This window comes from Candidatus Microthrix parvicella Bio17-1 (assembly GCF_000299415.1).
Taxonomy (GTDB): Bacteria; Actinomycetota; Acidimicrobiia; order Acidimicrobiales; family Microtrichaceae; genus Microthrix; species Microthrix parvicella.
The window spans coordinates 620,768-634,425 of sequence record NZ_AMPG01000001.1; the positions used below are offsets into that span (position 1 = coordinate 620,768).

The following is a 13,658-nucleotide window of genomic DNA, read 5'->3' on the forward strand; positions in this document are numbered from 1 at the left end:
CCCAGAGCAATGTAGGGGTAATCCCCGGTTTTGTTGGCGTTCAAACTCGGTCAGCATGGGCAAATGAGCGCGACCGACCATGTCATGGACAGGCCGACAACGACACCGACGGGTGCACCGTCTTCTCCGGGCGGCGGCTTCGCGGGGGTCTGTCCCCGATGTGGCGCGCCACTCACGGGCCGGAGCGCAACCTGTGGCCGCTGTGGTCTCAACCTGGCTCTGCCGCTGGTGGCGGAGCTTTCCGACCTGAACCTTCGCCACGAGGTGGCACGGCATCGCCGGATTGAGGTCATCGCGTCGTTGGACGGCGAGTTCGCCGCCATCGACGCCCGGCGTGCCGAAGTGCTGCGGGAACTCGGCCAGCCCACTCCTGCTGCTCCGGTGGCGGCACCGCAGCGTGCCGGCGGCCACGGCGCCGGCACGCAGACGCTGTTGTTGGCACTCGGGGTGCTGTGTCTGGCAATCGCAGCGGCCGTCTTCGCCGCCGTCGGCTGGGACCGTCTCAACCCTTGGGGCCAGGCCGCCGTACTGCTGGGGGCCACCCTTGCCGCCGGCCTCGGCGGCGTGGCGCTGTTTCGCCGCGGACTCCGGGCCACCGGCGAGGCCGTACTGGGACTGAGCGGGTTGATGGTGATGGTGAACATCGCCACCTTCGGGTCAGCGCTGGGTGCGGGTACAACCGACCTGCGATTCTGGAGCGTCGGAATGGCCATCCTGGCCGCGCTGGGGGCGGCCACCCGCCGCTGGGGCGGTCGAGCGGGAGGTCCTCGCCCTCTCGCCGGGGGCATCATCGCTGCGGTCGCGGCCCAGTTGGCCGCTCCGATCGGCGCCGCCGCTGTGCTGGGGCCCTCGGCGTCGACCGGATTCGACCTGACCTTGTGGGACCCAGGGTTGACCCAAGCCGGGCTTGCAGGCGTTGCGGTGGTGTTGATCGTGCAGGCACTGGTAGTCGCTCTCGTCGCATGGGTGCGCGGTTGGAAGCCCACCTCCCCGATGGTCGCTGCGACCCTGGTCACCGCCACGTCACTCTGGCTGGTGGCCATAGGCATGACCGTGGCGCTGTCTCAATCAACCGCCATGACGGCTATTCTGGCCGGAGCCGCACTCGCCGCAGCAGTGGCCGCTGCGCTCCCGCAGCTCAAGACACCGGGCGCCTCGCTGGCCGCCGGCGCGTCCGCAGCCGCCGCGCTGGGCGCATGGATGGCGCCGGCGCCGCCCGAGGTGTCGTTCACGATCTGGGTCGCAGCGGGCGCTGCGACCGTCCTGGTCGCCTCGCGGCTGCTTCCCAGCCGCTGCTCCGCGGGTGCCGGAGCAACCGGCGGGGTGGCCCTGCTGGGAACCTGCTGGGTGCTGGTGGCGGCCGGGGTGCAGGCGGTGATCCGGCTCACCGAACTGGTCGACGGAAATCCGGTCACCGCCGATGCCACCCCCGGATATTCCTGGGTCGACGTGTGCGTGGTGCTGTCGATCGTGACCGCCGCGGCGGTCTTGTGGCCGATCGGAGCAGGGTCATCGAGATCGGCCCGGTGGTCGCGACGCAGACCACCGGTGGGCCTTGCTCTGGTTGGCTACCTGGCCGTGATCAGCCCGCCGATGTTCGGGGCGAACGGTCCGGTCTGGGCCATGGTCCTGATCGCCACCGCGGCCACCGCCGCGGCCGTGGCGGTGGTGAGCCGGTCCGGATCGGCCGAGAGGTACCTCGGATGGTCCCTGGCAGGGCTGGGTGCGCTCTTGTCGCTGATCCTGGCCCACGCCACACCGGCCTTGGCGCTCGGCGAGCTGGGTCTGCTGGCCCTTGGAGCGCTTGGCGTCGCAGCCTGGTTGGGCTTCACAGGACGTGACGTCGAGGCCACCTCGACAGCGGCGGTCGGGACGTTGGGCGCCGTCGCCGCCGCCGGCTACACCTGCTGGTTCGTGGGTGCCGATGACATGTGGATCTCCGTCACCGCGGCGATTGCGTCAAGCGCGATCGCCATCTTGGCCGTCGCCCTCGCTGGACCTGACAAGGACGGCCACGATCCGCTCAACCGAGAAACCGTCGGCTTCTGGCCAAACTCGGTACTCCCACCCTGGGTGCGAACGCTGACCTGGCCCATCACCGGCCTGATGCTGAGCGCGCAGGGGATACTCGCCCTGTGGGCGCTGGGAGCCTCGGTCGATGCCGACTCCGCATCCCCGGGTGCCGTCGCATTACTGACCGGCGCCCTCACCTGGATGTTGGTCGCAGCGATCACCACGCGGTGGGTCGCAGCCGTCCCGGCCGCCATCCAGGCCCAGTTGGCCGCCTGGCTGCTTCTGGGTTTGGCGGGAGTGAGCATCCTCGAGGCCTACACCCTGCCGGGCGCGCTGGCGCTGCTGGCCACGGGTGGCTGGTGGCTGTGGCGATCACCTCGGGTGAGCTCCTGGGGTGCGCTTGGGCCCGCCCTGATGGTCGGTCTGGTTCCGTCGTCGCTGGTGGCGATGTTCGATGGAGGGCCAAGGGCGCTTGCGGTGATCGGCGCGGCGGCGCTGATCACCGTGCTGGGTGGCGTTGGACGGCTTGCTGCCCCGGTGGTCATCGGGGCCGCCTGCGTGGTGCTGCTGTCGCTGGTGGAGTTGGCTCCGGTCATCGGCTCACTCCCCCGCTACCTCACCTTCGGGGCGGCCGGCGCAGCACTGTTGCTGACCGGCGCCACCTTCGAGCGACGCCGTGCCGACCTGGCCGCTGCGCACCGGCGGCTTCGGGCCCTTCGCTGACGCCCACCGGTCCTCGACCCCCGATCGCTCCCCGTCCGGCTCGGCACCAGGCAACGCTCTGTCCAGGTACGCCGCCCACCTTCCAGCGGGCGGCGCAGCGCCGGGTCCAGTTTGGGCAGTAGGTTCATCGACGTGCCCGACTTCAGCGATTCCACTCCCGGCAACAACGAACCACTCATCCACTGGGTGGACACCGCCGGAGTCCCTCAGGCCCCCGTGCCCCGAACCACACTGCTGGGCTGGATCGATGCGGGACACCTGCCCGTCGACACCCCCGCCTGGTGGGAGGGACTCGATGGGTGGACCACCGCCGCTCAGCTGCGGGTCTCACCCGCCCTCCAGGATGCTCCGGCCATGCCTCCCTTGCCGACCGACAACGCTGCGACCGGGGTGGCCCCAACCGACCAGCCGGCCGCCTCCACCCCGCAGCTCAGCGAACCCCAGGTGAACACCCCACAGGTCACCGAGCCGCAGGCCGACGCCCCGCAGCCCGACGCCCCGCAGGTGGCGGACCTCCCGGTCGCCGCGGCGTCCCCGGAAATCACCGACGCCTTCGACGACCAGGAACTCGATGACGCGTTCATGGACCTGGTGTCACGCAGCTCCGACCTCTACAAGGAGTCCGAGCGGGCGACGTCGATGGACGAGGTGTTTCTCGGCGGCGTGATCGCCGCGTTCGGCGCCAACGGTTTCCTCCTCATCGACATCTTCACCGGGGGCTCGCTGCGGTCCAGCGGCTCTGCCTCCGCCGCTCCGCAGGTGTCCACCCCGATCAACCGTCACGAACTCCGCTTCGAACACCCGCCGAGCGGTGCCCGGGTGGCGCTCATCGTGGATCACCTCACCCCGGACGTGGGCTCGGCCAAGGTGTTGGGCCAGCGGGCCCGCCTCCAGCTGGGCTACGGCGAGCGCATCCCAAACTTCGGGCAGGTCGGCCGAGCCCTCCGCCAGGAGATGGCGTCGACCTTCGTGGTGTCGCCCGAACCCGGTCGGGTCACCTTCGACGCCGATCTGTCCAGTGGATTCGTGTACTGCCAGACCGACCTGCTGTGGGAGCTGGATCGTTATGTGGACGACTCGATGGATGTCGACGCGGAACTGCTCCACAAGCACCTCGCCGCAATCGTCCACACCATGCGGAAGTTTCTCAGACTCCGTTTCGCCGGGTGACCCGCCGGCCGGCCGATCACACCGCCTCCAACCGCAAACCACCGTCATCCCACCAAAGCGTTCCAGGAGTTCAACATGGGCCTGTTCGACACCGCCACCAACTACCAGCACAAGGCCGAGCTCCGAGAGTCCAAGGACGAAATGCTGTTCGGCGAGTTGATCCGTGGGCTCTCGGAACTGGGATGGAACCCGTACCGTCTGGTGGCCGACGCCGATCGGCAGGCTGTGGGCTTCAAGGTGCCGGGCGACGACGTGATCTCCGACTATTCCCTCATCGTTGACCGCAAGAGTGGTTCCGGGGTGGTCTCCCAGAAACTGGGTTCCCGCACCGTTCTGGGATTCATCGCCGAGATCCACAACAAGATCGTCGACCCCGACGACCTGGCGCTGATGTGGCGGACCGACATGGCCAACATGTTCAAGTTGCCCGTCGCCGGGGAGGTGCGCATCAACCATCAGCTGAACCGTGTGGTGGCCCGCACCCACCACCTGGTGGACATCGACCAGTACGTGTCCGGCGCCCAGGTCAGCCTGGGCGCCCTGGTCGAGTGGGCCCAAGCCCAGTTTCTGGAGCTTCGCGCCCAGCTGGAGCCGCTCAAGAAGCGCTGATCGGCGCCCAGCCAGACGCGCTGGGTCGCAGCACGGCATCGGCATAACTTGAGCGGCATGGCACCACCCGAGCCCCAGGCGCAACAGATCCCCCGTCACCCGCTTCGACGGTTATGGGACTTCGCCCAGGACGACCACCGCGCCGTACGCCTGGGCGCCGGGCTGTCGGTGCTCAACAAGTTTTTTGATGTGCTGCCGGAGCTGCTCATCGGTGTGGCCGTGGACGTGGTGGTGCGCGGCGACGCCTCCCTCCTGGCCGACTGGCTCGGTATCGATGACCGCTGGACCCAGTTGCTGGTGTTGGCGGCGGCAACGGTGGTGATCTGGGTACTCGAATCGATCACCGACTACGCCGCCACGCTGGTTTGGCGAAACCTGGCACAATCGATCGAGCATTCCGCCCGCTCGGAGTTGTACCGCCATCTGCAAACGTTGGAACTCGCCTGGTTTGAGGACCGTTCCTCGGGTGGGTTGTTGTCGGTGGTCAACGACGACGTCAACCAACTGGAACGGTTCCTTGACGTTGGCGCCGCGGAGGTGATTCGCACGGCCACCAACGTGGTGCTGGTCGGCGCGTTCTTCTTCGTGGTCTCCCCAACGCTGGCCCTGGTGGCATTCGTGCCGATCCCGGTGATCGTTGCCGGTTCGCTGCGATATCAGCGTCGCCTCGAACCCCACTACGCCGCCGTTCGGGAAAGCGTCGGCGACCTGTCTGGCACGCTCACCAACAACCTGGGCGGTATCGCCACCATCAAGGCCTTCGTCGCCGAGCGGCGGGAGGCGCAGCGGGTCGATGGGCTGAGCGCGCAGTACCGCGACGCCAACCACCGTGCAATCAAGGTGAGCTCAGCATTCGTCCCGCTGATCCGCATGGCCATCCTGGCCGCATTCGTGGTGACCCTGCTGGTCGGCGGCCGCGCCGCCATCGCAGGCACGCTTGCGGTGGGAGTGTTTTCCACACTGGTGTTCATGACCCAACGGTTGCTCTGGCCGCTCACCCGCATGGGTGAGGTGCTCGACCTGTATCAGCGTGCCGCGGCATCGGTGGTTCGCATCCTCGATCTGCTGGAGGTCACGCCCGGCATCATCTCCGGTACCCGCCGTTTGGTCGCGCCTGTTCGAGGCGACGTGGTGTTTCGCGACGTGGATTTTGTGTATGGGGTCGAGCGTGACACCGAGATGGAACTCGCCGGAGGGGAACCGCCACGTCGCACCCTGCCGGTATTGGCGGGCTTCAACCTGGACGTTGCCGCCGGCGAGACCCATGCCCTTGTCGGCACCACCGGCGCCGGCAAGTCGACCGTGCTCAAGTTGTTGTTGCGGTTCTATGAGCCAACCGGAGGATCGATCACCATCGACGGGGTCGACACCGCCGAACTGGGGTTCGCGTCGCTGCGCGGGGCCATCGGCTACGTCAGCCAGGACGCGTTTCTCTTCGATGGCACCGTCGCCGAGAACCTCGCATACGCCCGCCCGGACGCCGGTCGCGACGAGTTGATACGAGCCGCCGAGTTGGCCGAGGCCGCCGGGTTCATCCGGGCGCTACCCGAGGGGTTCGACACCCGGGTGGGTGAACGTGGCCAGAAGCTCTCTGGTGGTCAACGCCAGCGGCTGTCGATCGCCCGTGCCATTGTGGCCGACCCTGCAATCCTGGTACTCGACGAGGCCACCTCGGCGGTCGACAACGAAACCGAGGCCGCCATCCAGCGATCGCTGGCGAAGGTATCGATCGACCGTACGACCATCATCATCGCCCACCGGCTCTCGACGGTTCGTCGAGCCCATGCCATTCATGTCTTGGAGGGCGGACGCATCGCCGAGTCCGGCACCCACGACGAGTTGCTGGAGCACGGCGGCCTGTACGCGGCACTGTGGCGAGTGCAGACAGGCGAGGCCGCGCTGAACGCAGGCTGAGCCCATGTCCGCCGGCTGGTGGCGAGCGCCCCGGCCAAACCGGGGCGCTCAGCAACAGCCAGGTTCAGCCCCGCAGTTCGGCCACTTTGGCCTGCACCCGGGCGCCATACTCGGCATCAGCAGCGCTGAAGTGCGCCACCGACCTGGCGATGATGTCGTCTTTCGACACCTGTGCCAGACCGCCGGCGATGCGATTTACCAGGCGCTCCTGTTCGTCGGAGCCCATCAGGCGATACAGGTTGCCCGCCTGAACGAAATCGTCGTCCTCGGTGTGCAGGTGCGGCTCGTAGTGGCCCGACGGGCCATCGGTGGGCATCGGGGGGTGGGGGGGCACCCCGGTTTCAACCGGGCCGTCGAAGCTGTTGGGCTCGTAGTTCTTGGAACGGCCACCGTTGTCACCGCCCGCCATGACGCCATTGCGCTGGTACGTGTGCACGGCGCCGGCCTTCGCCGCGTTCACCGGCAGTTGGTGGGAGTTGCCGGTGAGGCGGTAGCGGTGCGCATCGGCGTAGGCGAACAGCCGCCCCTGCAGCATCTTGTCGGGCGACGGACCGATGCCCGGCACAAAGTTGGCGGGGTCGAACGCCGACTGCTCGGCCTCGGCAAAGAAGTTCTCGGGGAATCGGTCGAGGGTCATCACCCCCACCTCGCTGAGCGGATAGTCGGCGTGCGGCCACACCTTGGTCAGGTCGAAGGGGTTGAAGCGGTAGTCCTGAGCGTCGGCGAACGGCATCACCTGCACCTTGAGCGTCCAGGAAGGCGGATCGCCGGCCTCGATGGCCTGGCGGAGGTCTTGGAGGTGCATGGTGGGGTCCGCGCCGCCGGCTGCGTCTGCGGCAGCGTCGTCGGTGACCGAGTCGATGCCCTGGTTGGTCTTCCAGTGGTACTTCACCCAGTGCCCATCGTCGGAGGCGTTCACCCAGCTGTAGGTGTGCGACCCGAAGCCGTCCATGTGGCGCACCGACGTGGGACGCCCACGGTCCCCGTTCAGCCAGGTGAACTGGTGGGTCAACTCGGGTGACAGGCTGAAGAAGTCCCACACGTTGTCCGGCTCTTGGCGGTTGGTGCGGGGATCGGCCTTCTGTGTGTGGATGAAGTCGGGGAACTTCAGTGGGTCACGAATGAAGAAGATCGGTGTGTTGTTGCCCACCAGATCGTAGTTGCCGTCCTCGGTGTAGAACTTGATGGCGAACCCGCGTGGATCGCGCACGCTGTCGGCGGCACCGCGCGAGCCCGCCACGGTGGAGAACCGGGCAAACACCTCGGTGCGCCGACCCACCTCACCGAGGAAGTGCGCTCTGGTCAACCCGGAGACGTCGTGGGTGACCTCGAAGGTGCCTCCGGCGGCGATTCCCACCGCGTGCACGATTCGTTCAGGGATCTCCTCCCGATTGAAGTGCGCCAGCTTCTGGGTGAGGTGCTGGTCCTGCAACAGCAGGGGACCCCCGGGCCCGGCGCTCTGTGAATTCTGATTGTCGGTCACCGGCGCACCCGCCTCGTTGGTGAGGGTGGGTCGTGAACCTGGGCCGGCTGGTGATGATGAGGTCATGGTCAGAGGTTACGTCTGCGTCTGCGTGGCCGGCGGTTGGCCGCGCAACGACGCACCGTCCACAACACTCTTGGCGAGTTGGTCGCCATGGGGGAGGTTCGCCGGGCCAATGTGGGGGCGGGCCCAACTCGCTACCACGCCAATGCGTCCGTCCACCATGACCATCTGGTGTGCGACGGCTGCGGCCTGATTCTGGATGTCGATGCTGATCCCTCCGCCCAAACCGCCCCCGCAGGCGACCCTCACCAGTTCGAAGTGACCGCCACCGAGATCATCTACCGAGGTCGTTGCAGGACCTGCCAACGGTCAGCGATGCTCCAACATCGCCATCAGCGCCGCCCACTGGCCCGGCGTGATCACCGACGGGTTGCCGATTCGGGGCACGCGCCGAACCTCCAGCGAGCGCAACGCCCCCACGGCGTCGATGCGCTCCACCGGTACCGGCACCTCCAGAACCCGCAACGCCACCCCAACCCTCGGGCGGGGACGGTCCCGCTCCGAGGGGCTGACCCAGCGATGGTCGTCGGGATCACCGGGACGCTCAGCGGCGAGATCCGGAGGTTCGTTCACCTGCCCGATCGCCACCACGCCCGAGGGGCCGGACCACCCCCTGGTGCGCCACAGCACCACCGGGTCGCCGTCGTTGATGAGACCCACCCGATAGCTGAACGCCAGACGCCACGACGTCGGCACGTCGCCCTCGGCCAGGGCGGCCTCCAGGTCCCACACTCCGGGTGCCGCCTTCAGCAACCATCCGCCGATTTCGGTGCCGTCACGGAGCCGGCGCACCTCCACGGGATCGCCGGGGGATGTACTCAGCGCTTCCAGAACTTCCATCGTTTCGGGCGAGCGGCCTTCTCGCGGTCGGCATCCACCTCCGACCGGATGCGCGGCCCGGCCTCGTTCACGATGTCCTCGGCGGCATCGAGCAGCGCTGCGATGGAGGGGTCCTCACCAACGCTCTTGGGGGCCTCCGGCGTGGGTGGCGTGATCAGGGAACCGTGCTTCCAGTTGATGTCGGCCAGGCGGGGCGTGAACGCCTCGCAATTCTCTGGACAGCGCCACGGCGCCTCCGGCGCAAGGTCCAGGTCGCACTTTCGCACTGTTTCGCCGTTTGGGTAGCTGCGGCTCTCGTAGTACTTGCAGTTCTCCCGCATGGGCATCGTGGGGGCATCCTTCCAGATCGACCCTCCCACGATATTGCCGTACCACCGCGATCGAACGGCACCACCCACCGACAGCGGATGCCCGGTCTCCGCCGCCCCACCGGCACCCGGCGTCGATAAGGTGGGCACGTGAGCGTGCAAGACACCCAACCGGCCCACCAGGTGGTCGATCCGGGCGGGCCGCCCGTCGAGGGTCTCACTTCGGTGACCCCTGGGCTTTCCCCTTCGATGCGCCGGCTCGCACCGGTGGCGACCGGTGCGTTCACAGCGCTGGCAACGCTCGGCATCATGTGGTGGAACCCGGGCGACACCGGCTTCCCCCTGTGCCCGTCGAAGTTTCTGCTCGGCATCGACTGCCCCTTCTGCGGAGCGACACGAGCCACTGCGGCCTTGGCCCGCGGTCACCTCGGCCGGGCCTTTGATCACAACGCCCTCTGGACCGCCATGGTGCCGTTCGTCGTGGCCTGGTTCATGGTCTGGGTGTTCGTCGCCTTCACCGATCGGCCGATGCCGAAGGTTTCACTCCCGCGCTGGGTGTGGGTGTCGGTGCTGGTGGCACTGGCGGCCTTCGGGGTGGCGCGAAACCTGGATGTGTCCCCGCTGACCCGTTGGCTCGGCGCCGATTCGGTTTCGATCTAGCCACCCCACGTGGCTCGATCCCGACCCGGTCGCTACCCGCTACCGGGATCAACCACCCGGAGCGACTCCAGATACCACCTGGCCTTCTCGACATAGACGGCCACCCCCTCCGACCACTGGTCGAAGGAGGCCATGCCCTCGGAGATGACCGCCGGCACGCCCAGCGCACGTGCGCCCGCTGGGACCGTCTTGTTGTTGCCCACCAGCGCGCCGGCCCCGACCAGGGCCGCTTCGCCGACCACCGCCCGGTGCAACACGATCGACCCCGAGCCCACCAGCGCCCGGTGCTCCACCCGGCAGCCCTCCAGGTGGGCGTTGTGGCCGATGGTCACCTCATCTCCGATCCAGGTGGGCGACCAGGGAATCGTGTGCACGATGGTGCCATCCTGGACCGAGGTTCGAGCGCCGACCACGATCGGGCCGTTGTCGCCTCGGAGTACCGCCGTGGGCCACACCGAACTGTGCTCCCCGATCGTGACATCACCAATCACCACGGCATCGGGATGAACGAACGCACTCGGCGCGATGGTCGGTTCGAATTCGCCGATGCCGTAGAGCGTCATCGGTTTACGACGCCGCCCGCTCATCGGTGGCAGCGCCTGAAACCGCACCGCCGACCTCACCGTTGGACCCTCCCTGGACCTGCACGAAACCACCGAACAAACGTCGGTGAAAGATCAGCGGCTCGAGGTTGTCACCGGCCACATCGAAGGCCTCAACACGTCCAACCACCAGGTCGTGGTCACCCGCCGGGTGGATGGCATCGATGGTGCAATCCACCCAGGCCGGCACGCCGTCGAGCAGCGGTGCCCCGCTGACGGGCGCGTCACCATGACTGATCCCCTCAAAGCGATCTCCCGGCCCGGACATGCGGGCTGACAACTCCAGCTGATGGGTGCCCAGCACGTTGACGCAGAACGAGCCGGTTCGCTTGATGGCCGACCAGGTGTACGAGTTGCGTCCTGCGGCAAAACCCACCAACAACGGATCGAGCGACACCGAGAAGAACGAACCCACGACGAACCCAACCGGTCCATCCGACGTTCGAGAGGTGACGACGGTGACCCCGGTCGGGAAGTGTCCGAGACACTCCCGAAACGCCTCCGCGTCGCTGATCGCCACAGCTCATCTCCCTTGAAATCGGTCTCGCCCATGAACCTGGTCGACCACCTCAGTGTAGTTCAGCGGTTTCGCACGCCCGATCGCTTCATCGGTTCGCCAGCACCGAGACGGCGACACCCGATGCTCTTGCGACCTCAGTGCCGACACCCAAATCCGGAGCTACAGCTGTGGAGGGTTCTACGTCGGAAGGCGGACGCATCGACAACGTCAACCCCTCCGACGCTGCGATCACTTCGCTCACACCCAAGTCCGCTGCATGGAGGGAGGCGGCGTCGGCCAGGGCATCGATCGTGTCGTCATCGTGGCTCGGGTCGTGATGAAACAGCGCCAGGCGCCGGGCACCGCATTGCGCCGCAACCCGAACTGCATATTTCACGGTGCAATGGCCCCAGTCGGATTTTGCCTCAAAATCAACGGCATCAAACTGTGCGTCGTGAATGAGCAGGTCGACGTCTCTGGCCAACTCCAGCACTGCGGGTGCAACGTCGATGGCCTCAGGGCCCGGCTGCTGGTGGTCGGGCACGTACGCCACCGACACTCCACCGGCCTCGATGCGGTACCCCAAGGTCCGACCGCAGTGGGGAACCTCGGCGGAGGTCACGTGCGCCGACCCGATAGAGAACGGCTCCCGGGGGGTGGACCGCACGGTGACCTCACCTCGCAGCGCGTCCAGCGACACCGGAAAAAACGGTGGTGCCAAAAACGACCGCACGGCCTCATCAGCCTCGACCTCGACGCCGTGTTGGGCGGTGGCCGGTGCAAAGACCTCCAACTTCGACCCGGGAGCCAGCACGGGCGTGAAGAATGGAAGCCCCTGAATGTGATCCCAGTGCAGGTGGGATACCAGCGCGGTGCCTTGAAATGGCACCGATGGATCGTGGCTGCGACCGAAGAACCGCAAGCCGGTGCCAAGGTCACAGATGATCGGATGCTCACCGGGCTGCTCCAAGACCACGCAGGCCGTATTGCCGCCGTAGCGCTGCAATGCCGGCTCGCAGCTGGGCGTCGAGCCCCGAACCCCGTAAAACGTGACGTTGAGCGTGGCGTCCTCCAAGCCTCGATGTCACGATCGGTCATCGACCGACCGCCCCCTCCCAGCTACCAGTGTGCCCGCTGCACGAACCTTGGCCGGGTCGGCCACAACGGATCGAGACCCGCCAACAACGTCCCCGGGTCCGCTTCACATCTTCGGCCACTCTGAAATTCATCGTAACTTCCCCAAGCAGTCGAGTCGTGTGACATGTTGCACGTCACGCGAGGGATAGAGTGCGGCCGGTCGAGGGGGTCCGATGAGTGACGACGACGCACTGCTGGCGGTGGTCAAGGCGGATTGCCCCACCTGTGTCATGGCCACTCCCGCCCTTCAGCGGTTGGCCGCACAGGGCGCCTCGCTGCTGAGCCAGGACGACCCGCACTTCCCGGAGGGCATTGCCCACGTCACCGACGACACCGACCTCGTGTTGTCGGCTCGGTGGGGCATCGAGGTGGTTCCCACGCTGCTCCGGGTGAGTGACGGCGTCGAGGTCGACCGGGTGGAGGGTTGGGACCGGGCACGCTGGGTCGAGGTGTCCGGCATTGACGGCCTGGGCGCCGGGCTCCCCGACCGCCGGCCGGGCTGCGGTTCACTCACGCTGGATCCGTCGCGGGCCGACGAGTTGTTGGTGCGGGCGCGCTCGGACGAGTTGATCGGCCGCCGCATCACCCTCACCGCCCTGGAGGACGACGCAGATGCCTACGAGGCCAGGGGTTGGAGCGACGGCCTGCCCGTGGTGCCCCCCACCGAGGCCCGAGTGCTCCGCATGTTGGAGTGCACCGACCGGACCCCCGGCGACGTCGTGGCCATCGTCCCCCCCGACCTCACCCCTGCCACCGTGGAAAAGGTGGCGATCAACGCCGTGCTGGCGGGTTGTCGCCCGGAGTACCTACCCGTGGTACTGACCGCGGTGGAGGCGGCATGCACCGATGCCTTCAACATGCACGGGCTGCTGGCCACCACCTGGTTCGCGGGTCCGATGGTGGTGGTGTCAGGGCCGATCGCCCGCGACATTTCGATGAACGACGGCCTGGGTGCGCTCGGGCAGGGCAACCGGGCCAACGCCACCATCGGCCGGGCCCTCAACCTGGTGGTTCGCAACATCGGAGGGGGTCGTCCGGGCGGGGTCGACCGGGCCACGCTTGGCAATCCAGGCAAGTACACCTTCTGTTTCGCCGAGACGCCCGCGCCGGATCCCGACTGGCCGAACCAGGCCACCGAGACGGGCCTCGCTCCCGACACGTCGGCGGTCACGCTGGTTGCCGCTGAGGGGGTGACGGGCATCATCGATCAGCTCTCCCGTACTCCCGAGTCGCTGGCACGAAGCTTCGCCGAGGTGCTGGCCACCGTCGCCCATCCCAAGCTCGCCTTCATCTTCGACGCCTCACTGGTGATCTCGCCCGAGCACCTGCGGGTGTTCCGCGAAGCCGGGTGGAACAAAGCCCGACTGAGGGGGGAGTTGTCCAAGCTGCTCACGCTGGATGGCGCGGATTTGGTCCGAGGCGCTCGTGACATCGCCGAGGGCATGCCCGAAGGGTTCTGCGGCGGCACGCTGCCAAAGTTTCGCGAAGGCGGCCTGTCCATCTTTCAGGCCGGAGGCGGCGCCGGCATGTTCTCGGCCGTGATCGGCGGCTGGGCGGCGGGCGACCTGGGATCGACGCCGGTGACGCTGCCGATTCATACGCCCGAGGAGGCAACCACATGACCACCAGGCCCGCTT

At 67.4% G+C, this 13,658-nt stretch carries 12 protein-coding genes and 1 pseudogene; 7 read left to right on the plus strand and 6 right to left on the minus strand.

Features of this window, described 5'->3' with window-relative positions:
• The first annotated feature begins 228 nt into the window (after window positions 1-228).
• The 4 genes from MPARV_RS0103020 (at window position 229) to MPARV_RS0103035 (ending at window position 6,429) form a co-directional block, all read left to right on the plus strand.
• Window positions 229-2,736 (plus strand): DUF2157 domain-containing protein, encoded by a 2,508-nt coding sequence (locus MPARV_RS0103020; RefSeq protein ID WP_020377186.1) that lies wholly within the window; start codon window positions 229-231, stop codon window positions 2,734-2,736.
• Window positions 2,737-2,868: 132 nt separating this feature from the next.
• Window positions 2,869-3,906, plus strand: coding sequence for a hypothetical protein (locus tag MPARV_RS0103025; RefSeq protein WP_012225889.1), 1,038 nt, complete (start codon window positions 2,869-2,871; stop codon window positions 3,904-3,906).
• 75 nt (window positions 3,907-3,981) lie between these two features.
• Window positions 3,982-4,515, plus strand: coding sequence for a hypothetical protein (locus MPARV_RS0103030; RefSeq protein WP_012225888.1), 534 nt, complete (start codon window positions 3,982-3,984; stop codon window positions 4,513-4,515).
• 57 nt (window positions 4,516-4,572) lie between these two features.
• Complete coding sequence (locus MPARV_RS0103035) at window positions 4,573-6,429, plus strand: ABC transporter ATP-binding protein (RefSeq protein WP_020377187.1); 1,857 nt, start codon at window positions 4,573-4,575, stop codon at window positions 6,427-6,429.
• A 64-nt stretch (window positions 6,430-6,493) separates the two neighbouring features.
• Here the strand turns inward: MPARV_RS0103035 and MPARV_RS0103040 are convergent, their stop codons facing one another.
• Window positions 6,494-7,978 (minus strand): catalase, encoded by a 1,485-nt coding sequence (locus tag MPARV_RS0103040; protein WP_020377188.1) that lies wholly within the window; start codon window positions 7,976-7,978, stop codon window positions 6,494-6,496.
• A 36-nt stretch (window positions 7,979-8,014) separates the two neighbouring features.
• Here MPARV_RS0103040 and MPARV_RS25945 point away from each other — a divergent pair.
• A pseudogene (locus MPARV_RS25945) lies at window positions 8,015-8,185 on the plus strand (transcriptional repressor); the annotation flags it as partial.
• Window positions 8,186-8,284: 99 nt separating this feature from the next.
• On the opposite strand, the gene MPARV_RS0103050 reads toward MPARV_RS25945, so the two are convergent.
• On the minus strand, window positions 8,285-8,815 hold the full coding sequence (locus tag MPARV_RS0103050; protein ID WP_020377190.1) for an EVE domain-containing protein: 531 nt from the start codon (window positions 8,813-8,815) through the stop codon (window positions 8,285-8,287).
• Window positions 8,794-9,273 carry a hypothetical protein gene (locus MPARV_RS0103055; RefSeq protein WP_155852391.1) on the minus strand — a complete coding sequence of 160 codons (480 nt, stop codon included), beginning with the start codon at window positions 9,271-9,273 and terminating at the stop codon, window positions 8,794-8,796. The genes MPARV_RS0103050 and MPARV_RS0103055 overlap by 22 nt, the downstream gene beginning before the upstream one ends.
• On the opposite strand from MPARV_RS0103055, the gene MPARV_RS0103060 reads away from it, so the two are divergent.
• The gene (locus tag MPARV_RS0103060; protein ID WP_012225882.1) at window positions 9,274-9,783 is read left to right on the plus strand and encodes a DUF2752 domain-containing protein; all 510 of its coding nucleotides are present in this window, start codon (window positions 9,274-9,276) and stop codon (window positions 9,781-9,783) included.
• A gap of 32 nt (window positions 9,784-9,815) precedes the next feature.
• On the opposite strand, the gene MPARV_RS25765 is transcribed toward MPARV_RS0103060, so the two are convergent.
• The 3 genes from MPARV_RS25765 to MPARV_RS0103075 all read right to left on the minus strand — a co-directional run bounded on the left by MPARV_RS25765 (window position 9,816) and on the right by MPARV_RS0103075 (window position 11,959).
• Window positions 9,816-10,346, minus strand: coding sequence for a gamma carbonic anhydrase family protein (locus MPARV_RS25765; RefSeq protein WP_020377193.1), 531 nt, complete (start codon window positions 10,344-10,346; stop codon window positions 9,816-9,818).
• A gap of 4 nt (window positions 10,347-10,350) precedes the next feature.
• Window positions 10,351-10,905, minus strand: a complete 555-nt coding sequence (locus MPARV_RS0103070) for a flavin reductase family protein (RefSeq protein ID WP_012225879.1) — start codon at window positions 10,903-10,905, stop codon at window positions 10,351-10,353.
• Between the two features lie 85 nt (window positions 10,906-10,990).
• Window positions 10,991-11,959 carry an MBL fold metallo-hydrolase gene (locus MPARV_RS0103075; RefSeq protein WP_012225876.1) on the minus strand — a complete coding sequence of 323 codons (969 nt, stop codon included), beginning with the start codon at window positions 11,957-11,959 and terminating at the stop codon, window positions 10,991-10,993.
• Between the two features lie 235 nt (window positions 11,960-12,194).
• Here MPARV_RS0103075 and MPARV_RS0103080 point away from each other — a divergent pair, with 235 nt between their 5' ends.
• Window positions 12,195-13,643: a thioredoxin family protein gene (locus MPARV_RS0103080; RefSeq protein WP_012225874.1), complete on the plus strand. Its 1,449-nt coding sequence runs from the start codon at window positions 12,195-12,197 to the stop codon at window positions 13,641-13,643.
• Window positions 13,644-13,658 lie beyond the last annotated feature (15 nt).

Bases quoted from the DNA above. Each gene is read 5' to 3' on its own strand.
- MPARV_RS0103030 (WP_012225888.1), top strand. From the start codon at position 3,982: ATGGGCCTGTTCGACACCGCCACCAACTACCAGCACAAGGCCGAGCTC.
- MPARV_RS0103035 (WP_020377187.1), top strand. From the start codon at position 4,573: ATGGCACCACCCGAGCCCCAGGCGCAACAGATCCCCCGTCACCCGCTT.
- MPARV_RS0103040 (WP_020377188.1), bottom strand. From the start codon at position 7,978: ATGACCTCATCATCACCAGCCGGCCCAGGTTCACGACCCACCCTCACC.
- MPARV_RS0103050 (WP_020377190.1), bottom strand. From the start codon at position 8,815: ATGGAAGTTCTGGAAGCGCTGAGTACATCCCCCGGCGATCCCGTGGAG.
- MPARV_RS25765 (WP_020377193.1), bottom strand. From the start codon at position 10,346: ATGACGCTCTACGGCATCGGCGAATTCGAACCGACCATCGCGCCGAGT.
- MPARV_RS0103080 (WP_012225874.1), top strand. From the start codon at position 12,195: ATGAGTGACGACGACGCACTGCTGGCGGTGGTCAAGGCGGATTGCCCC.